The sequence below is a fragment of the Corynebacterium antarcticum genome (assembly GCF_016595285.2).
GTDB lineage: Bacteria > Actinomycetota > Actinomycetes > Mycobacteriales > Mycobacteriaceae > Corynebacterium > Corynebacterium antarcticum.
In genome coordinates this window covers 414,551-434,883 of record NZ_JAENIP020000001.1, presented here as the reverse complement: position 1 = coordinate 434,883, position 20,333 = coordinate 414,551, and the positions used below count along the sequence as shown (strand labels likewise).

Below are 20,333 nucleotides of genomic sequence, written 5' to 3'. Positions count from 1 at the left end.
GTCCGGCACACAGCGCGCCGGCGTTTGGCTAAGCTCGTCCACGACGAACGTCACCGCACAGATTTCTACTTTCACAACCAATCAAGGAGGATCGCCCCATAATGGCGAACTACACCGCTGCAGACGTCAAGAAGCTCCGTGACATCACCGGCTCCGGAATGATGGCCTGCAAGAAGGCCCTCGCGGAACACGACGGCGACTTCGACAAGGCCATCGAGTTCCTGCGCATCAAGGGCGCCAAGGACGTCGGCAAGCGCGCCGAGCGCACCGCCGCCGAGGGCCTCATCGCCGTCTCCGGCAACACCATGATCGAGGTCAACTCCGAGACCGACTTCGTCGCCAAGAACGACGAGTTCAAGGACTTCGCCGCCAAGATCGCCGAGGCCGCCGCCTCCGTCAAAGCCAACAGCCCGGAGGAGCTCAAGAACGCCCCGGTCGACGGTGGTACCGCCGAGGAGGCCATCCAGCAGCTGTCCGCCAAGATCGGTGAGAAGCTCGAGCTGCGCCGTGCCGTCACCGCCGAGGGCGACAACGTCGCCGTCTACCTGCACCACCGCGCCGCCGACCTGCCGCCCGCAGTCGGCGTCCTCGTCGCCTACACCGGCGAGGGCGAGGCGGCCGGTGCGGCCGCTCACGCGGCCGCGATGCAGGTCGCCGCGATGAAGGCCACCTACCTCAACCGCGAGGACGTCCCCGCCGACGTCGTCGAGAAGGAGCGCAACATCGCCGAGACCATCTCCCGCGAGGAGGGCAAGCCCGAGAAGGCGCTGCCCAAGATCGTCGAGGGTCGTCTCAACGGCTTCTTCAAGGACGTCTGCCTCAACGAGCAGGCCTCCGTGACGGACAACAAGAAGACCGTCAAGGCCATCATGGAGGAGGCCGGCGTCACACTGACCGGTTTCGTCCGCTACGAGGTCGGCCAGCACTAGAGCTGCCCCTCCATGCTCACGTGAAGCCCCCGCCCCGGGATACCCGGGACGGGGGCTCTCCCGTTGTGGGTGCTGGCCCACGGAACGGAACCGCGGACCGCGGGGGCACCTGCGCCGTGTACCTGCGGCTGTCGGGTTGTCCCACCGGGCTCAGGTAAGATCGGCCGGTGGTAGAACATCGAGAACGTGAACCACAACGGAAGGACTGTGCGGCATGGCCGACGAAGCGGGCGTCAGACGTCAGGGATTCAAACGGGTGATGTTGAAGCTCGGGGGGGAGATGTTCGGCGGCGGCAACGTCGGCATCGATCCGGACGTCGTTGAGAACGTGGCCCGGCAGCTCGCCGGGGTCGTGCAGAACGGCACCGAGGTGGCCGTGGTGATCGGTGGCGGCAACTTCTTCCGGGGGGCCCAGCTCCAGCAGCGGGGCATGGACCGTGCCCGCTCCGACTACATGGGCATGCTCGGGACCGTGATGAACTGTCTCGCCCTCCAGGACTTCCTGGTCCAGCTCGGAATCGACTGCCGCGTCCAGACCGCGATCAACATGGCGCAGGTCGCCGAGCCCTATCTTCCGCTGCGGGCGAAGCGCCACCTGGAGAAGGGCCGGGTCGTCATCTTCGGTGCGGGCATGGGCATGCCCTACTTCTCCACCGACACGACCGCCGCCCAGCGCGCCCTCGAGATCGACTGCGACGTGCTGCTCATGGCGAAGGCCGTCGACGGCGTCTACGACTCCGATCCGCGGAAGAACCCGGACGCCGAGCTGTTCGACCGGATCACCCCGAGAGACTGCATCGAGAAGGGGCTGAAGGTCGCCGACGCCACGGCGTTCTCCCTGTGCATGGACAACAACATGCCCATCCTGGTGTTCAATCTGCTCACCGAGGGAAACATCGCACGCGCCGTCACCGGCGAACGTATCGGAACCCTCGTCCAGTCCTGATAGATTTATCGGGAGCAACAGAATAAATCAGTCCAGGCCAGTCCTCATTCCCCGCACAGTCAACGATTGCGCTGGTCCGCAGTCTTCGACGTGGTGCAGACCGGAGGGGGATGGGCCGACCGAGTCCCAAAGGAACAGTCGAACCCACCATGATCGATGACACTCTCCTCGAAGCCGAGGAACGCATGACCAGCTCCGTCGAGCACGCCCGGGATGATCTCACCACCATCCGAACCGGTCGCGCCAACCCCGGTATGTTCAACGGCATCGTCGCCGAGTACTACGGTGTGCCGACCCCCATCACCCAGATGGCGACGATCTCGGTGCCGGAACCCCGGATGCTCATCATCCGGCCCTACGAGCAGAACGTGATGAACGAGATCGAGAACGCCATCCGCAACTCGGATCTCGGTGTCAACCCCACCAACGACGGGCAGGTCCTCCGGGTCACCGTTCCCCAGCTCACCGAGGAACGCCGCCGGGACATGGTCAAACTGGCCAAGTCCAAGGGTGAGGACGCGAAGATCGCCATCCGCAACGTACGCCGCAAGCACATGGAGATCCTGAAGAAGATCCAGAAGGACGGCGAGGCCGGCGAGGACGAGGTGATCGCCGCCGAGAAGGAACTGGACAAGACGACCCAGAAGTACGTCGGCCAGATCGACGAGCTCGTCGAGAAGAAGGAGAAGGAGTTGATGGAGGTCTAGATGGCCGCCATCGAATCCGGTCCACGACCCCTGCCCGCGCCCACGGGCACCCCGGAGCGGGCGTCGGCAGCGTCCGGCGGGGCCACAGTGCGGATGAGTCATGTCTGAAAACCACCTCTCACCCCGGAAACACGGCGGGGACGATTCCCGGGAAGCCGGGCACCCCGACCTGTGGTTGTCCGCTGACCCCGTTGACTCCGACCCGGAGGACCTGGCCGATTCGGATGAGTCGGTCAGACGGCTGTTCTCGGGAGGACTCCGCGGGGGCAGCGGCGACGTCACCGACTCCCTGCGCGCGCTGGGCCTCGACCACCTCCCCAAACCCCGTAACTCCGCCGGACGGGACCTGAAGAAGGCGGTCGGGGTCGGTGCGGGACTCGGTGCTCTCGTCCTCCTGATGATCTTCGTCGTGCCCTTCGGCTGGTATCCGCTCGTGGCGGCCGCCGTGGCTGTCGCGACCTGGGAGGTTCACTCGCGGCTGAAGGAGAGCGGGTACGTCATCCCACGTGTGATCCTCCTGGTCGGGGGACAACTGATGCTCTGGCTCTCGTGGCCCTTCGGGACGAAGGGCCTGGTCGCGGGATTCGTGGTGAGTGTCCTCGTACTGATGTTCGGCAGGCTGTTCCACCACGGAGCGAACACCGCTCCGCAGAACTATCTCCGCGACACCTCGCTCGGGATCTTTGTCCTCACCTGGATCCCGTTGTTCGCCTCCTTCGCCGCGATGCTCTCCCTGATCACGCGGGAGGGGGTGCCGGGGCCGCTGTTCATCGTCACCTTCATGGTGTGCGTGATCTCCTCGGACATCGGCGGCTTCATCTTCGGGGTCCTGTTCGGGGCGCACCCCATGGCGCCCGCGGTGAGTCCGAAGAAGTCCTGGGAGGGCTTCGCCGGTTCCCTGCTCCTCGGCACCGTCTCCGGAGTGCTCCTCGTCCACTTCCTCCTGGACGACATCTGGTGGCGGGGACTGATCCTGGGCCCCGGTCTCGTCATCTGTGCGACGCTCGGTGATCTGGTGGAGAGCCAGTTCAAGCGCGAGCTCGGCGTCAAGGACATGTCGAACCTGCTGCCGGGTCACGGCGGGCTGATGGACCGGCTGGACGGACTGCTCCCGTCGGCGATGGTCACCTGGCTCGTGCTGAGTTTCCTGCAGACCTGAGCCGCCCGCGTCCGTGACCCGGAAAACGCCTCCGCCCGTAGAACGATCGGGCGGAGGCGTTTTTCTGCTTTTCATCGGTGGGGCTCAGCGCAGCTTCTTCAGCTCACGACGCAGTTCGAGCATCCGGACACCGCCGACCAGGGCCATGATGAGGGCTCCGGCGATCGCGGCGAGGAGAACCCCGATGCCGGCTGGAACGGTGAATGTCCAGGCGAACAGTGTGAGTTCGACGGCCTGCTGGTTCTGCATGATGAAGATGAGCAGCAGGATCAGCAGGAGAGCACCGACGATCATCGCGACCCAGGTGCTTCCGGCGAGCGTACGGCGCTTCACGGTGGTGGGCTTCGGTGATTCCGGCGTCGTCTCCGCACCGGAATCCGGGTATGCGGGGACCTGGGTTGAAGCGTCAGGTGTCGGGGTGGCGCCGGCGGTGTGCTCGGGCTCGTTGTTTCGGGTCATACCCCCATTCAACGGCTCCGGCGCGGGATGCACAACCCACCGGTTCCAACCTTCGGCCGCTGACGTGTAATGATGGGGGAATTATGACGAAGGAACTACCCCTGGTTTTCGCCGCCCCCAAAAGGGGAATGCCGCCCACCCATTTCGCCGACCTCGACGCCGAACGCCGTATCGAGACCCTGAAAGACCTGGGGCTACCCAGATTCCGGGCCGATCAGCTCGCCCGCCACTACTACGGCAGACTCGAAGCCGACCCCCGCACGATGACGGATCTCCCGGCCGCGCAACGCGACACGGTCCGGGAGGCTCTCTTCCCGGACATGATGACGTGTGTGCGGAGCATCAGCTGTGACGCCGGCCAGACCAGCAAGACCCTCTGGCGCCTGCATGACGGCACACTCCTCGAGTCGGTGCTCATGCGCTACCCCGATCGCGCGACGCTGTGCATCTCCTCGCAGGCCGGGTGCGGTATGGCCTGCCCGTTCTGTGCCACCGGTCAGGGCGGACTGGACCGCAACCTCTCCACCGGGGAGATCGTGGACCAGGTCCGCGCGGCGGCGGCGACGATGCGGGACGAGGGCGGCCGGCTCTCCAACGTCGTATTCATGGGGATGGGGGAGCCGCTCGCGAACTACAAGCGGGTGGTCCACGCCGTCCGGCAGATCACGGAACCCAATCCCCACGGATTCGGGATCTCCCAGCGCAACGTGACGGTGTCCACCGTGGGACTGGCACCCGCCATCCGCCGGCTGGCCGACGAAGGACTGTCCGTCACTCTCGCGGTCTCGCTGCACACGCCGGACGACGAACTCCGTGACTCGCTCGTACCGGTGAACAACAGGTGGTCCGTGGAGGAGGTCCTGGACGCCGCCCGGTACTACGCGGACCGGACGGGGCGCCGGGTGTCCATCGAGTACGCGCTGATCCGGGACATCAACGACCAGGACTGGCGTGCGGACATGCTCGGGAAGAAGCTCAGGAACGCACTGGGCGCACGGGTGCACGTGAACCTCATCCCGCTGAACCCGACCCCCGGATCGAAGTGGGACGCCTCACCGAAGGACCGGCAAAACGAGTTCGTCCGCCGCGTCGCCGCACAGGGCGTGGCCTGTACCGTCCGGGACACCCGCGGCCAGGAGATCGCCGCCGCGTGCGGCCAGCTCGCCGCCGAGGAACGCTGACACCTGCGCGACTCCGAAAGACACCCGCGGCCGTCCGCGGATTGACCGACCTCGGGACGTCCGCTCGGAGTCGCGCCGCACGGTCGGCCGGCGCGCAACGCCCGGAACGGATGAGCACCCGGCCAGCGTCCGGGACAGAAGAAGACCCGCGATCCGGGGTGGATCGCGGGTCCTTCTCTATCTACGCGGAGAGAATCAGGCGTCGATGGCGTGGTTCCCGGAACGTCCGCGGACGGTGGCCGGATCGATGTTCAGGGAACGGAGCTGCGAATCGGTGAGATCGGCGTAGACGCCGCTGAGGGTGTGCTGATCGTGGGCCCAGTCGGGTTCGACGTGGTCGATGGGCTTGTTGTGCGCGGTGACCGTGCGGACCTGGTTCAGCTTCGGCTGGAACAGGTTCAGCAGGAGCCCGACCACGATCAGTGCGGTGATGGCGAACAGCCAGATCGTCTCCACGTGTCCGTGGTGGTTGCCGAAGTGGTAGGCGAGGAGGAACGCGACGGAAATCCAGCCGGAGATCTGGATGGCCTGACGGCTGAGACCGTGCCAGCCCCAGGCTGCCGAGGGCTCATCGAGGGTCGACACTCCGTTGTGGACCTGGGGAACGTTGTGGTCGGAACCAGACACGTCAAACTCCTTATGGGATAAAGCGCACGTACCGAAATCGCATTCTGTTGCCGCAATCATCTCATATCGTGCCGCCGACAGCGACTCGAACTGCCCCACACGGTGGCGGGATGTGACAAAACCGTGCAAAAAGCGGGTGGAGAACCGGGTTTTGGTCCGCTCTCCGCGGTGGTGAGCCGCAGATCCCGCCCCTTTCGGGTGTAGTGGAAAGTTTGATGCGGGCCGCCGGGTCCGGTTCCGCGCCCGCAACAGATCAGTGGAAGAATGGGACAGGTGAGTAAACGCGTTCTAATTTTGGGAAGCACCGGGTCCATCGGGACCCAGGCCATCGAGGTCATCGACGCCAATCCGGAGGCCTTCGAGGTCGTGGGGATCGCCGCCGGCGGGTCCGACCCGGCGCGGATCATCGCCCAGGCCCGGCAACTGGGTCTCGAGGCGGGACAGGTGGCCGTCGCCGACGCCGTGGCAGCGGACGAGGTCTCCCGCGCCCTCGGGGCGGCGGTGATCAGTGGTCCGGACGCCGCCCGGGATCTCGTCGGCGCCGTGCCGGCGGACACCGTGCTCAACGCCCTCGTGGGATCCATGGGGCTCGCGGCGACGCTCGCCGCCCTGGAATCCGGGGCGGTCCTCGCGCTGGCGAACAAGGAGTCCCTGGTGGCCGGCGGTGAACTCGTGCTGCGGGCCGCCCGGCCCGGACGACTCGTCCCCGTCGACTCCGAGCACTCGGCGATGGCGCAGTGCCTGATGGCGGGGAACAGCCGGGAGGTGTCCCGGCTGGTGCTCACCGCGTCCGGTGGCCCGTTCCGGGGGTGGACGAGGCCGCGGATGATGGACGTCACCCCGCAGCAGGCCGCCGCCCACCCGACGTGGTCCATGGGGCAGATGAACACCCTGAACTCCGCGACGCTGGTGAACAAGGGACTCGAATTCATCGAGGCCTCGCTCCTCTTCGGGATACCCGGGGACCGGATAGACGTCGTCGTCCACCCGCAGTCCATCGTGCACTCGATGGTCACGTTCACCGACGGTGCGACCATCGCGCAGGCGTCGCCGCCGTCGATGAAGCTCCCGATCTCCCTGGCCCTGGACTGGCCCAGGCGGGTCCCGGACGCGCAGCCCGCGCTCGACTTCTCCGGCGCGTTCTCCTGGGACTTCGAACCTGTCGACCACGCCGCGTTCCCTGCGGTACAGCTCGCCGCACGGGCGGTGGACGCCGGTGGCACCTGGCCCGCGGTCTACAACGCCGCCAACGAGGAGGCCGCCGCCGCGTTCCTCGCCGGGGACATCCGGTTCCCGCAGATCGTCGACACCGTCGCAGAGGTCATGGACCGGGCCCAGGGATTCGTCCGACCGGCCGGGACCGTGGATGATGTCCTCGACGTGGAGAAGCGCGCCCGCCGGCTGGCCGGGGAGATCCTCGCCGCGAAACGCTGAACCATCCACCGGTGTGCGAGACTTGAGCCCGCACCACCGGCCGCCGGCCCGGACCGGGACACCGACAGACATGCAAGGGGAGTGACCTCACCGTGGGTTATCTGCTGGGCGTCATTCTTTTCGCCCTCGGTATCGCGCTGACCATCGCACTGCACGAGGCGGGGCACATGGGTGTCGCCCGGCTGCTCGGGATGCGGGTCCGCCGCTACTTCATCGGATTCGGTCCGACGGTCGGCCAGTTCACCCGTGGACACACCACCTACGGGCTCAAGGCGGTCCCACTCGGGGGCTTCTGCGACATCGCGGGGATGACCGCCAACGATCCGCTCACCCCGGAGGAGGAGCCGCTCGCGATGTGGCGGCGTCCCGCGTGGCAGCGCATCGCGGTCCTCGCCGGTGGCGTGGTCATGAATGTCTTCGTCGGTCTCGTCCTGATCTACACCGTCGCGGTGAGCGCCGGCATCCCGGATCCCGACATCGACCTCACACCGACCGTCGACGGCACCGCCTGCGTCGCCCCGGCCCAGAACCCCGACGGAACGCTGTCTCCCTGCTCCGGTGCGGGGCCGGCCGCGGAGGCCGGCATAGTCTCCGGTGACCGGATCACCGCCGTCGACGGCCGCGCCATGCACACCTTCATCGAGCTCCGGGACACCGTCATGGCGAAACCCGGGGAGACGGTGGAGCTCACCGTCGAACGCGACGGGACCACCCGCGAGGTACCGGTCACCGTCGCCGAGGCCACCCGGATCAACTCAGCGGGCGAGGAGGTCACCGTCGGCGCCATCGGCGTGTCGCGGGCACCGGTCGGGAACGTGTTCCGGTCCTACGGCCCCGTCGAGGGCATCGGCGCCTCGCTCCGTTTCGCCGGCCTGATGTTCTCCGGCACCGTCGAGGGACTGAAGTCCTTCCCCGCCAAGATCCCGGGCGTCGCCGCGGCGGTATTCGGTGGGGAGCGTGCCCAGGACTCGCCGGTGAGCGTCGTCGGCGCGACCAGGATCGGCGGGGAACTGGCTGAGCGCAGTGAATGGGCCACGTTCCTGATGATGCTCGCCAGCCTGAATTTCTTCCTCGCGCTGTTCAACGTCGTGCCGCTTCCACCGCTCGACGGCGGACACATCGCCGTCGTCCTCTGGGAGAAGCTCCGGGACGCCGTCCGGAGGCTCCGTGGGCTGCCGCCGGCGGGGCCCGCGGACTACCGGGGCCTCATGCCGCTGACCTACACGGTTGCCGCGCTCCTGTTGACGGTGGGGATGGTCGTCATCGCCGCCGACGTGGTGAACCCGATCCGGTTGCCCGGCTGAGGTCCGCCGCCCGCGGATCCCCGCACCGGACGAGTGCCGGAGCCGGTGCTACCATCGACCACGACGGCCCGCCAGAATCTCACCCACGAGCACCGACCTGCAGGCGGTGCGCGACAAGGAGTTCTTTCACAGTGACTATCCCCATCGGACTCGGCATGCCTGAGGCACCGCCGCCGGTGCTCGCCCCGAGACGCAAGACCAGGCAGTTCATGGTCGGCAACGTCGGTGTCGGATCGGACCACCCGATCTCGGTGCAGTCGATGACGAACACGAAGACCCACGACATCAACGCCACCCTGCAGCAGATCGCCCAGCTCACAGCCACGGGCTGCGACATCGTGCGCGTGGCGTGCCCCAAGCCGATCGACGCGGAAGCCCTGCCGATCATCGCGAAGAAGTCCCCGATCCCCGTGATCGCCGACATCCACTTCCAGCCCAAGTACATCTTCGCGGCCATAGACGCCGGATGCGCTGCGGTCCGCGTGAACCCTGGCAACATCAAGGAGTTCGACGGCCGGGTCAAGGAGGTCGCGCTCGCCGCCGGATCCGCCGGTATCCCCATCCGCATCGGCGTCAACGCCGGTTCGCTGGACAAGCGGATCATGGAGAAGCACGGCAAGGCCACCCCGGAGGCCCTCGTCGAGTCGGCGCTCTGGGAGGCAAGCCTCTTCGAGGAACACGGTTTCGGGGACATCAAGATCTCCGTGAAGCACCACGACCCTGTCATCATGGTCGAGGCCTACCGTCAGCTCGCCGCACAGTGCGACTACCCGCTGCACCTCGGCGTCACCGAGGCCGGCCCGATGTTCCAGGGCACCATCAAGTCCTCCGTGGCCTTCTCCGCGCTGCTGGCGGAGGGCATCGGCGACACCATCCGGGTCTCCCTGTCCGCGCCGCCGGAGGAGGAGGTCAAGGTCGGTGACATGATCCTGCAGTCGCTGAACTTGCGGCCCCGCAAGCTCGAGATCGTGTCCTGTCCGTCCTGCGGCCGCGCCCAGGTCGACGTGTACAAGCTCGCCGAGGAGGTCACCGCGGCTCTCGACGGGATGGAGTTCCCGCTGCGTGTCGCCGTCATGGGCTGCGTCGTCAACGGGCCCGGGGAGGCCCGCGACGCGGACATCGGCGTGGCCTCCGGCAACGGCAAGGGACAGATCTTCGTCAAGGGCGAGGTCATCAAGACAGTGCCCGAGTCGCAGATCGTCGAGACCCTGATCGAGGAGGCGATGAAGATCGCCGAGGAACTCGGTCTGGAGGAGGGCAGCGTGAGCGGTTCCCCCGAGGTGAAGGTCACCACCTGATCCACCCGTGTGTCTCGGGCATGCACCGACTCCCCACCAGTCTCATCCGTCACAAGTTGCCGGTTCCGGTCACGGCACGCCGCGCGGTTCCGCGGGTGTGCCCGTTCCGGTTGCTACCTTGAACCCCATGAAGAAGACGTCTGCGCTGCTCACGGCGATCATGCTGGTCGCCGCGGGGCTGGTGGGCTGCACCCCGAAGCCGCCGCCCGCCGACGGTACCGTCGGGGCATTCTTCGCGGCCGTCTCCGACGGCGACTTCGACGCCGCAGGTGCGCTGACCGATGATCCGTCCGCCGCGTCCGGCATGCTCCGTGAATCCTTCGAGGGGCTCCAGGCGGAACAGGTGGACGTGGAACTCGACGGTCTGTCCACCCGGGACAACACCGCCACCGCGGAGTTCACGGTCGACTGGTCTCTGCCGCGCGACCGGGAGGTCCGCTACCCGTCGAGGATGTCGCTGAGCAAGGTCGGCGGCGAGTGGCTCATCCGGTGGCGGCCGAACCTCCTGCACCCCAGGCTGGGCGCGAACCAGCATCTCGAGCTGCGGGGGATCAATGCTGAGCGCGCCAGGGTGATCAGCAACGACGGCGTCGCGCTCCTGGAACCCGGAACCACCTACCGGGTTCTGGTCAACACGAAGGACCTGCGGGACCCGGAAGCGACGGCCCGGACCGTCGCCCGGGCACTCGACGCGGCCCATTCCCGCGACCGCAGTGTGGCCACGGTCAACGCCAACGAACTGGCGGACAACCTCCGCCGCGCGAAGGGCATGTACTCGGTCGGTCTGGTGAACGAGATCGAGGGCCCGAAGGTCGTGGAGGCGCTCGACGGCGTCGAAGCCGTGACCGTGAACCCGGAGGCGGCGATGGTCCGCACCGACCGGGACTTCGCGCCGGACATCATCTCCCGCGTCGAACGCATCGTCAACGACGACCTCGACGGGGAGCGGGGCTGGCAGATCGCCGTCGTCAACTCGTACGGCGCCCAGATCGACACGCTGGAGACCCACGCCCCGACACCCGCGCCAGCGGTGCGGGTCAGTCTCGACACCAACGTCCAGCGTGCCGCGCAGGCGGCGGTGGATCTCCGCTCGGATATGAAGGCGGTGATGGTGGTGATGCGCCCCTCCACCGGGGAGGTGCTCGCCATCGCGCAGACCGCTGAGGCCGACCGAGACGGGGCGATCGCCCTCATGGGCCAGTATCCGCCCGGGTCGACCTTCAAGATCATCACCGCCACCGCCGGCATGATGGACGAGGACCTCACACCCGACAGCATCGTCCCCTGTCCCGGAGCAATGGAGATCGGGCACCGCATCGTCACCAACTACAACGGCTTCTCCCTCGGATCGGTGCCGCTCGAGCGGGCGTTCGCCGCATCCTGCAACACCAGCTTCGCCGACATCTCCTCACGCCTGAATCCCGGCGAACTCGAGCAGGTCGGCAAACGGTTCGGTCTCGGCCTCGACTACACCATCGAGGGGCTGGGCACCGTCACCGGCTCCATCCCCCACGGCGACGAACTGGTCGACCGCACCGAGGCCGGATTCGGTCAGGGCAAGGATCTCGCCAGCCCCTTCGGGATGGCGCTCGTCGCCTCCACCGCGGCCGCGGGACGCACCCCCGTCCCGGTGCTCATCAACGGCCGGGAGACCACGGTCAGTGAGCACGTCGATCCGCCCACCCCCCAGGCGATCGAGGGGCTGCGACGCATGATGCGCCAGGTGGTGACCACCGGTACGGCCCGCGGTATGCAGGCCGGTGGGGCGATCCACGGGAAGACCGGTGAGGCCGAGATCGCGGGTGGCTCCCACGCCTGGTTCGCCGGTTTCCGCGACGACGACATCGCCTTCGCCACCCTCGTCGTGCTCGGCGGTGGATCGGAGACCTCCGTCGCCATCACCGACCACTTCTTCCGCGCCCTCGATGATCCGTCACTCCTGCCTCCGAGGGATGAGCCCCGACCACCGGCGCCGGAGGAGGCCGACTCCGGCGCGACGGTGGTACCCGCCGCCCCCGCACAGCCGGAGGAGGCTGCGGCGGTGCCGCCGCCGTACCTGTAGTGACACGGCGCCACCGACGGGAACCACCGGGAACGCCGGGAAGTTCGGTGCACCGGCACCTCCGCGTCGTGGTGCCGGTGGGCAGCGCTACGATGGTGTCCATGTCTAACGCACGCGCACGCCTGACCCCCGGAAAACAGAGCCCCGTCCGCACGGTACCCAAGCACATCGAGCGCCCGGAGTACGTCTGGAAGGACACCGTCAGGGAGGCGTGCGGTGAGCCGCTCATCCAGACCCCGGAGACCATCGATGCCATGCGCGAGGCCAGCCGCATCGCCGCCAACGCCCTCGCCGTCGCCGGCCGGGCGGTCGCGCCCGGTGTCACCACCGATGAACTGGACCGGATCGCGCACGAGTACATGTGCGACCACGGCGCCTACCCCTCGACCCTCGGCTACCGCGGTTTCCCGAAGTCGTGCTGCACCTCGCTCAACGAAATCGTCTGCCACGGCATCCCGGACTCGACGGTGATCCGGGACGGCGACATCGTCAACATCGACGTCACCGCCTACAAGAACGGCGTCCACGGCGACACCAACCGCACCTTCCTCGCCGGGGAGGTCAGCGAGGAACACCGACTGCTGGTGGAGCGAACCTACACCGCCACGATGCGGGGCATCCGGGCGGCGAAGGCCGGCCGCGAGATCAACGTCATCGGCCGCGTCATCGAGTCCTACGCGAAACGCTTCGGGTACTCCGTCGTCCGTGACTTCACCGGCCACGGTGTCGGCCCGACGTTCCACAACGGTCTCGTCGTCGTGCACTACGACAACCCGGAGGACCACACCCTCCTCGAGCCCGGCATGACGCTCACGGTGGAGCCGATGATCAACATCGGCGACCTGCCCTACGACATCTGGGACGACGGTTGGACCGTGGCCAACCGGGACGGGAAGTTCACCGCCCAGTTCGAGCACACCCTCGTCATCACCGAGGACGGTCCGGAGATCCTGACCATCCCCGACGCCGAGATCGACTCCTACGGCCACGACAGCTGATCCGGCGCGACCGTGTCCGCAATCCTCATCGCCGGAACCACCTCCGACGCCGGTAAATCCGTCATCGTCGCGGGGATCTGCCGGGCACTGGCCCGTCGCGGTGTCTCCGTCGCGCCGTTCAAGGCGCAGAACATGTCGAACAACTCGGCCGTCTGCCCCGACGGCGGGGAGATCGGCCGGGCCCAGGCGCTGCAGGCCACGGCCTGCGGGCTGGAACCGAGCGTGGACTTCAACCCGGTGCTCCTCAAACCCGGCAGTGACCGCACGAGCCAACTCGTGGTCCGGGGGCGCGCCACCGGCTCGGTCAGCGCCCGGAACTACATCGAGCACCGGACCCACCTCAGGAAGGTCGCGGCCGAGTGCCTCGGTGATCTGCGCCGCCGGTTCGACGTCGTCATCTGCGAGGGGGCGGGGTCGCCGGCGGAGATCAACCTCCGGGCCACCGACGTCGCCAACTTCGGCCTCGCCGAGGCCTGCGAACTGCCCGTCTACATCGTCGGGGACATCGACCGTGGGGGAGTGCTCGCCCATCTCTACGGCACCCACCAGATCGTCGACGCCGGGGACCGGGCGCGGATCCGCGGGTTCATCATCAACAAGTTCCGTGGCGACCAGACCATCCTCGATCCGGGCCTCGTCCAGCTCGAGGAGCTGACCGGGGTGCCCACCGTCGGGGTACTGCCGTTCATCGACGGGCTGTGGATCGACGCCGAGGATTCGCTCCAGTCGCCACTCGGGGCGAGCGTCGGTCCCGCCACACCTGCCCTGGGCACCCAGCGCCTCCGGGTCGCGGCGGTCCGCCTGCCGCGGATCTCGAACGCCACCGATGTCGAGGCACTCGCCTGCGAACCGGGGGTGAGTGTGGTCTGGTCGGCTGACGCCGACCAGATCGCTGACGCCGACCTCGTCGTCCTGCCCGGGACCCGCGCGACCGTCGACGATCTCGCCTGGCTGCGACGGACGGGGATCGCCGGAGCCGTCACCGCGCGCGTCCGGGAGAACCAGCCGGTGCTCGGGATCTGCGGCGGATACCAGATGTTGTGCCGCAGCATCACGGACCCCGTGGAGTCCGGTTCCACCGACCCCGTCGAGGGCCTCGGGGTGTTCGACACCGACATCGTGTTCCACCCGGACAAGACACTCATCCGGCACGAGGAGGGAGCCTACGAGGTGCACCACGGGCGGGTGGTGCGATCCACCGAACAACCCTGGATCGGTGATGAGGGGGCCAGACGCGGCGTCGTCTTCGGGACCCACCGGCACGGCCATCTGGAGCACGACGGCCACCGCCGCGCCTTCCTCCGGGACATCGCCGCGGCCGTTGGTCGGAGTGGGTTCGTCCTCGCGACGGACACCTCCTTCCACGCCGAACGTCTCCGCCAGCTGGATCTGATCGCCGATGCGGTGGAACAGGCACTGGACCTGGACACCATCATCCGGCACCACTGACCCCGTCGGCCGCGGTGTGCCCGTCGCGCGCCGTGGCGCCGCCGGCGATCCGGTCCCTCCGCGCCCGGCCCGGAGCTGCCCGTCCGGTTCCCCGGGGCTGCGCCGCGACATGACCCGGCAGCCCGGGACCGGCGGTAACTCCGGGAGCCCGGGGACCTCCGCCCGCACCGTGCTCGAGGACGATCAGCTGGATGGACCGGACATCTCGGGGTGGGACGGTGGATCGCGGTACGTGACGCCCGCCACCACGGGCAGGGCCGCGGCGACGATGTACGCCCACGCCAGCACGATGCTCGGGGCGTGGGCCGGCCACCAGGTTATCGGGGTGGCGGCCACGATCACCGCGTAGATCATCGTCGTCGCGAGGACCGCGGCCGCGACGGCGACCGCCACGGACCTCCATCCACGGTTGCGTGAGCCTCCGCGCCGGGCGTCCGCGAGCACCGGGACGCATCCCAGGAGCGCGAGTACCGAGGACGTGATCACCAGCGCCCGGGTCGGAATCGTGTCCGGTCCGAGCGCGAACCAGCCGGCCGCCGCCGCACCCACCACGCTGAACCCCACCCGGGGAACCCACCGTGCCGGCAACTGTCCGAGTCCACCCACCAGGCAGGCGATGACAGCGGGCGGGGTGAGGTACACCGTGGACAGCGTCGTCATCGTGAACACCACGTCGAGAGTGGTGAACCTGCTCACCGCCACCAGCACCCCCAGCATGAGCAGTGCGATGCCGCCCGCGGCGGACGACGCCCGGAACACCGTCATCCGGCCCGATCGGTACAGCTGCGCGAGGGCGCTCGCCGCACCGAATGCCACCGTCGCGGCCGCCAGCCCCGCGTATCCGACGTGACTCCGCGTGTAGTTCACCCCAAGTGTCGCCAGCAGGAGGGCCACGGCAGCGGCGATCGAGGCCGTTGCGGCGGGCACATCACGGTGGCGCGGGGACGGTCGTTGCGGAGTCACGGTGCAGACGTGCGGCTTTCGTCATCGTCGGGTCAGCGGCGGTTGAGGTCCCTCATTCTATCCCGTCCGCGGCCCGCCACTCCGCCGAGATCCTGTCGGTGGCTTCCACCGCCATGTACCGGGACCGTCCTTACCCGTCGATCACATCCTCGAGGGAGTGAGGTCACCCGGGCCGGTGTCGCAGACCGTGAGGATCAACCCCCTGCTCGGGACGGTCCCGCCGTCGGGCTCCCCGTGAACGGTCGCCGACGGTGCGGGTGACTGATCCGGCGCGGCCGCTCCCGCACCGTGCCGGGTGCCGGAGAATATACGGTGGCCGTCTTCCGCCCAGTCGGCCCGCGTGATCTCATCTCGCGCACCCGCGGACCTGAGTGTGCGCGTGAGGCCCTTCATCGCCGAGAGGTGGGTCCCCGGATCGGTGGCCGTGAGGGCGACGGCCGGGGAGACGGGATCATTGTCCGGGTGCCCGAAGACCACCGGTTCCTTCAGGACGATCAGGGACATGCCGGTGCGGTGCACTGCGGAGGAAGGCCAGCCCCGGTGCGATGACGATGTACGGGGCGTTGTCCCGGATCTCGGACATCATGGTCCCGGTGTGTTCCGCGGTGCAGCTCCCAGAGCCGACGGGGATCTGCCCGGCCTGTCCGACCGCGGACTTCCGGTCATCGGCGGAGACTCCGACGGAGGTGGTGACAGGGTCGGGGGATCGATGAGTCCGGTCATGACCGGACTCCGGGATATGTGGTGGTTGCTGCGCCAGCGGTCCGGACGTGTTTCCCTTCTCCAGCTCGCGTGCTGTCACCGGACCCGGAGGGACTCGGGGGACGGCTCCTCGACTCCCGGCCGCCAGAGCCAGATGAACGGCAGGACGCCCGCAGCCAGCACCAGATAGGTGGTCAGGAACCGCCAGTGCACGTCCAGGCCCGCCGTGAGCGCCAGGGTGAGTGCTCCGACGGCGACCGCGACGGTCATGCCGGTGATACCCGCGACCTGGAGGGCGGAACCGATGAAGCCGGTGCGTTCCGGGGGACTCAACTCGAGGGCGTCACTGGAGATCCTGGGGTAGACGAAGCCGATGCCGAAGGCCGACAGCCCCCACCCCGCCACGGCGAACGCCCAGTGGATTCCGGACACCGCGGTGAGGGCCACGATGATCAGCCCCGGGGCCATCCCGGCGGCGGCGAGCCGGCAGACCACCGGGGTGGACAGGTGTGCCGCGTGGCGGGCCTGAATGTGCGAACCGATGAACCAGGTGACGCCGCTGACGGTGAGCCCCAGGCCGGTGAGCGTCGGGCCGAGTCCGTACACCTCGGCGAGGAGGAGCGGGATGTAGATCTCCGCGGCGAGAACCATGTCCGTCAGCACCCTGGAGGAGACGAGACGTGGCACCCCGGGATGGCCACGCAACGTACCGGCCGGCACGAGTGGACGGATGGATACCGCGATGACCGGGAGCACGAGGACGAATCCGAGGAACGCGGCCCCCAGCGCCAGCTGGGACGAGTAGTTGAGGATCCCGGCGGCGGCGGACAGGGCGAGAGCCGCGAGGAGCATGCGGGTGCTTCTCGGCGACAACGTGCCCCGGGTGACCGGCAGCCGCCGGACCGAGGACCACAGCAGGCCCGCCGCGACGAGAAGGAGGACCAGGGTGAACAGGAACACCGAGTGCCAGGAGAACGTCTCCGTCAGGACCCCCGCGAGTGCGGGGCCGACCAGTGACGGGATCACCCAGGCCCCGGAAAATGCGGCGAACACCGGTGCCCGGAGGCGTGCGGGGTAGACCTGTGCGATCAACGCGTAGATGGCGACGATGACGGCCCCGATCCCGAACCCCTGGATACCGCGGGAGATCAGGAACACGGTCATGTCCGGCGCCACGACCGACAGTGCCAACCCCACCGCCAGGATCCCGGTCCCGGACAGCAGGGAAAGCCTCACGCCGGCGACATCCGTGGCGATACCGGCGGCGACCATCGCGACGATTGACACGGCGAACGGGATCGCGAACGCCAGTGAGTAGGACCGGGTGTCACCGAGTACCTCGGTGATGCGGGGCATCACCGCCGTCACCGCGGTGTTGTCGAAGGCGCAGGCCGTGATGGCCATCAGCAGACCGACGGTGGTCGCGAGATAGGTGGGGGAGAAGATGCCGCCCCCGTCCGGACGATCTCCCGGGGTGTTGGCTGAACCGCGCTGCATAGCGGGCGATCCTACCTCAGGGCGGCTGTCCGTCCCGCGACCACCGCCGGACCGTGCGGGTCCGGTCGGTGGCGGCGGGGATGCGGGGAGTCAGAACTCCAGACCGAGGAGTGCGTTCTCGATGAGCTCGGGTAGTGCCGGGTGGATCCAGTACTGGTCGCGGGCCACCTCGCGGACGTCGAGGTCGAAGGCCATCACTGTGATCAGCTGCTGGATCAGGGTGGATGCCTGTGGCCCGATGATGTGGGCGCCGAGCAACCGCCCGGTGGAACGGTCGGCGATGAGCTTGGCGAACCCGGTGCTGTCCTCCATCGCCCAGCCGAACGCCACATCGCCGTAGTCCTGCACCTTGACGGTGACGTCGTGTCCGGCGTCGCGGGCCTCATCCTCGGTGAGCCCCACGCTGGCGATCTGGGGGTGCGTGAAGATCGCGGCGGGGACGTTCTCGTGCGGCATGGGCCTGAGGTCCTCCGGGTGGAGCAGGTTGTGCCGCACCGCGCGCATCTCCGCGTTGGCGACATGCTTGAGCTGGTACGGCGAGCTGACGTCACCGAGCGCCCAGACCCCATCGGCGGTCGTCCGCCCGTACTCGTCGACCCTGATGCGTGGGCCGTCCATCTCGATGCCGGCGGCGTCTAGATTCAGCTGATCGCCGTTCGGCGTGCGTCCCGTCGCAGCGAGCAGTACCTCGGAGGTGACCTCGGACCCGTCGTCGAGCTTCAGCGTCACGCCGTGCTCGTCCTCGGTTGCCCCGGTCGGGGTCACACCGAGTCGGAGGTTGAATCGCTTCGCGGCGAGTTCGGTGTAGCGGTCGGAGATGGCGGCGTCTGTCTTGCGCAGCAGCCGCTCCGATCGGTTGACCAGGGTGACGTCGACGCCGAGGGACGCGAAGACGTGGGCGAACTCGACGGCGATGAATCCGCCTCCGAGGACCGTCATCGTCTCCGGCAGCTTCTCTAGGCGCATGATGTTCTCGTTGGTGTAGTACGTCACACCCGATTCCGCTATCGCCGGGAGAATCGTGGGCCGCGCGCCGGCTGCGATGACGATCGTGTCGCCGGTGATGGTGACGACCTCATCTCCGGACCCGGTCTCTACGGTCCTCGGGCCGATGAAGCGGGCGGCGCGGTCGTAGACGTCGATGTTCGGGGTCTCGTCCCCGCGGCGGTACGCCTCGCCGCCGTCGGCGATGGGGTCGATGCGACGACCGAAGACGCGCTCGCGGATCGACGCCCAGTCCACGCTGTTCAGTTGCGCGTCCAGCCCGTAGGTGGCGGCGTTGCGGATCTCCTCCGCGACATCCGCGGTGTAGACGTACATCTTCGTGGGTATGCATCCCACGTTGAGGCAGGTGCCGCCGAAACGGCCCTTCTCGATGACGGCGATCTTCCGGTCGTCGAACTCGGGACCCGGGATTGAGTTGCCGGATCCGGTTCCGATGATGATGAGGTCGTAGTGGGTGGGGGAGGAGATGGTCATGGCAGCTGGTTCACAGTTCCTTGTCGTGTCGGGGTTGCGTCTGGATCATGTCTGGATCGGTCGCCGGAATACGTCTCACCGCCGGTCGGTCAGGGTCTCGGACAACCAGTTGACCGCCCCGGTGAAGGCATGTTCCCTCGGGTGAGGGAGGGAGAGCCACACGTCGTGGCGGGCCCCCTCCACCGGGATCACGGTGACATCGGCTCCGAGCGACGGTGCCCACCGTCGGATCTGACCGACATCGAGTACCGCGTCCGAGGTGTCCGTCTCCGCGGAGTACGGCTTGTTGATCCAGGACCGTGTAGAGCACAACACCAGAACCGGGGTTCCGCATTCCACGCCCCCGGCCTGGATCGTCTCCTGCGCCCGGACGACGGCCGCCAACCAGCCCGCGTTCTTCGCGTGACCGGCGATCGGTTTGATCCGGATGTCGAAATCCCACTCGCCATGGTGATCGACGTGGATCGACTCGCCGTAGCCGGCGAGTCCACCCGGGAGGTTGGTCTCCGGTGCCCGGCCCCCCAACGCCCGGATCAGCGGACGGGTCCACCGGTCGAGCGGGGCGGGGAACATGAGGTCGAGCCAGGGGCTGTTGAGAACCGTCGCCGCGACCACGGAGTGTCGTGCCGCGGCCACGGGATCCCCGGTGACCGCCGTCCGCCGGAGATTGTCGAGCCAGAGAGGAACGATGAGTCCGCCCGTGGAATGCGCCTGGACGATGACCCGGTGGTGGTCCCGCCGCACCGCATCCAGGGTCACGTCGAGATCCTCGAAATACCGCCGGAGGTCCCGTACGTCATGCCACAGCTGTCCCGCCAGGTGGGAACGTCCGCACTTGCGCAGGTCCACCCCGTACACGGCGTAGCCCTCCCGGTGGAAGCGCTCGGCGACGTGCCGGTGGAAGAAGTAGTCGCTCATTCCGTGGACGAAGAGCATCGCGGGCCGCGAGTCGAAGTCCCTGCAGTCGCGTGGAAGGTACCTGACCAGTGTCGCCACCACCGGTCCGCCGCCTTCCGGGTCTTCGCCCAGGCGCAGGGACCGTCTGGTGAATCCGTCCCCCAGGATGTCGTCCGTGTACGTCTCGGAGATCGGCAGATCGCTCATGTCGACCACACTATCCCGGGGTGCCGTGCCGTGCC

The 20,333-nt window shown here is 68.0% G+C and carries 18 protein-coding genes; 11 read left to right on the top strand and 7 right to left on the bottom strand.

The window, feature by feature from the left end; genetic code table 11:
- The first annotated feature begins 101 nt into the window (after positions 1-101).
- The 4 genes from tsf to JIM95_RS01900 all read left to right on the top strand — a co-directional run bounded on the left by tsf (position 102) and on the right by JIM95_RS01900 (position 3,741).
- Positions 102-929: a translation elongation factor Ts gene (tsf, locus tag JIM95_RS01915; protein ID WP_200257064.1), complete on the top strand. Its 828-nt coding sequence runs from the start codon at positions 102-104 to the stop codon at positions 927-929.
- A gap of 214 nt (positions 930-1,143) precedes the next feature.
- Positions 1,144-1,875, top strand: coding sequence for a UMP kinase (pyrH, locus tag JIM95_RS01910; RefSeq protein WP_200257071.1), 732 nt, complete (start codon positions 1,144-1,146; stop codon positions 1,873-1,875).
- Positions 1,876-2,024: 149 nt separating this feature from the next.
- The gene (gene frr / locus JIM95_RS01905; protein WP_200257073.1) at positions 2,025-2,582 is read left to right on the top strand and encodes a ribosome recycling factor; all 558 of its coding nucleotides are present in this window, start codon (positions 2,025-2,027) and stop codon (positions 2,580-2,582) included.
- A 100-nt stretch (positions 2,583-2,682) separates the two neighbouring features.
- Positions 2,683-3,741 (top strand): phosphatidate cytidylyltransferase, encoded by a 1,059-nt coding sequence (locus JIM95_RS01900; RefSeq protein ID WP_200257075.1) that lies wholly within the window; start codon positions 2,683-2,685, stop codon positions 3,739-3,741.
- 84 nt (positions 3,742-3,825) lie between these two features.
- On the opposite strand, the gene JIM95_RS01895 is transcribed toward JIM95_RS01900, so the two are convergent.
- Complete coding sequence (locus JIM95_RS01895; protein WP_200257077.1) at positions 3,826-4,200, bottom strand: LapA family protein; 375 nt, start codon at positions 4,198-4,200, stop codon at positions 3,826-3,828.
- Between the two features lie 83 nt (positions 4,201-4,283).
- Between JIM95_RS01895 and rlmN the strand changes: the two genes are divergently transcribed.
- The gene (gene rlmN, locus JIM95_RS01890; protein WP_200257079.1) at positions 4,284-5,381 is read left to right on the top strand and encodes a dual-specificity RNA methyltransferase RlmN; all 1,098 of its coding nucleotides are present in this window, start codon (positions 4,284-4,286) and stop codon (positions 5,379-5,381) included.
- A 195-nt stretch (positions 5,382-5,576) separates the two neighbouring features.
- Here the strand turns inward: rlmN and JIM95_RS01885 are convergent, their stop codons facing one another.
- A complete protein-coding gene (locus JIM95_RS01885; protein WP_200257081.1) occupies positions 5,577-6,008 on the bottom strand; it encodes a DUF2631 domain-containing protein in 432 nt (143 codons plus the stop codon).
- A 264-nt stretch (positions 6,009-6,272) separates the two neighbouring features.
- On the opposite strand from JIM95_RS01885, the gene dxr reads away from it, so the two are divergent.
- The 6 genes from dxr to JIM95_RS01855 all read left to right on the top strand — a co-directional run bounded on the left by dxr (position 6,273) and on the right by JIM95_RS01855 (position 14,553).
- Positions 6,273-7,442, top strand: a complete 1,170-nt coding sequence (gene dxr / locus JIM95_RS01880; RefSeq protein ID WP_200257083.1) for a 1-deoxy-D-xylulose-5-phosphate reductoisomerase — start codon at positions 6,273-6,275, stop codon at positions 7,440-7,442.
- Positions 7,443-7,534: 92 nt separating this feature from the next.
- Positions 7,535-8,746, top strand: coding sequence for a M50 family metallopeptidase (locus tag JIM95_RS01875; RefSeq protein ID WP_200257085.1), 1,212 nt, complete (start codon positions 7,535-7,537; stop codon positions 8,744-8,746).
- Between the two features lie 155 nt (positions 8,747-8,901).
- Entirely contained in the window at positions 8,902-10,044 is a 1,143-nt protein-coding gene (gene ispG, locus JIM95_RS01870; RefSeq protein WP_198738463.1) for a flavodoxin-dependent (E)-4-hydroxy-3-methylbut-2-enyl-diphosphate synthase, read from the top strand.
- A gap of 127 nt (positions 10,045-10,171) precedes the next feature.
- Positions 10,172-12,106 carry a penicillin-binding transpeptidase domain-containing protein gene (locus JIM95_RS01865; RefSeq protein ID WP_200257087.1) on the top strand — a complete coding sequence of 645 codons (1,935 nt, stop codon included), beginning with the start codon at positions 10,172-10,174 and terminating at the stop codon, positions 12,104-12,106.
- Between the two features lie 92 nt (positions 12,107-12,198).
- A complete protein-coding gene (gene map, locus JIM95_RS01860) occupies positions 12,199-13,104 on the top strand; it encodes a type I methionyl aminopeptidase (RefSeq protein WP_200257094.1) in 906 nt (301 codons plus the stop codon).
- A 12-nt stretch (positions 13,105-13,116) separates the two neighbouring features.
- Positions 13,117-14,553 (top strand): cobyric acid synthase, encoded by a 1,437-nt coding sequence (locus JIM95_RS01855; protein WP_200257096.1) that lies wholly within the window; start codon positions 13,117-13,119, stop codon positions 14,551-14,553.
- A 183-nt stretch (positions 14,554-14,736) separates the two neighbouring features.
- On the opposite strand, the gene JIM95_RS01850 is transcribed toward JIM95_RS01855, so the two are convergent.
- From JIM95_RS01850 to JIM95_RS01830, 5 genes are all read right to left on the bottom strand, one after another.
- Positions 14,737-15,480 (bottom strand): hypothetical protein, encoded by a 744-nt coding sequence (locus JIM95_RS01850; protein ID WP_200257098.1) that lies wholly within the window; start codon positions 15,478-15,480, stop codon positions 14,737-14,739.
- 177 nt (positions 15,481-15,657) lie between these two features.
- Positions 15,658-16,035, bottom strand: coding sequence for a PTS sugar transporter subunit IIA (locus JIM95_RS01845; protein ID WP_267185582.1), 378 nt, complete (start codon positions 16,033-16,035; stop codon positions 15,658-15,660).
- Positions 16,036-16,314: 279 nt separating this feature from the next.
- Entirely contained in the window at positions 16,315-17,715 is a 1,401-nt protein-coding gene (locus JIM95_RS01840) for an MFS transporter (protein WP_200257102.1), read from the bottom strand.
- A 90-nt stretch (positions 17,716-17,805) separates the two neighbouring features.
- Positions 17,806-19,194 (bottom strand): mycothione reductase, encoded by a 1,389-nt coding sequence (gene mtr, locus JIM95_RS01835; protein ID WP_200257104.1) that lies wholly within the window; start codon positions 19,192-19,194, stop codon positions 17,806-17,808.
- Positions 19,195-19,269: 75 nt separating this feature from the next.
- Positions 19,270-20,298 carry an alpha/beta hydrolase gene (locus JIM95_RS01830; protein ID WP_200257105.1) on the bottom strand — a complete coding sequence of 343 codons (1,029 nt, stop codon included), beginning with the start codon at positions 20,296-20,298 and terminating at the stop codon, positions 19,270-19,272.
- Positions 20,299-20,333: the final 35 nt, after the last annotated feature.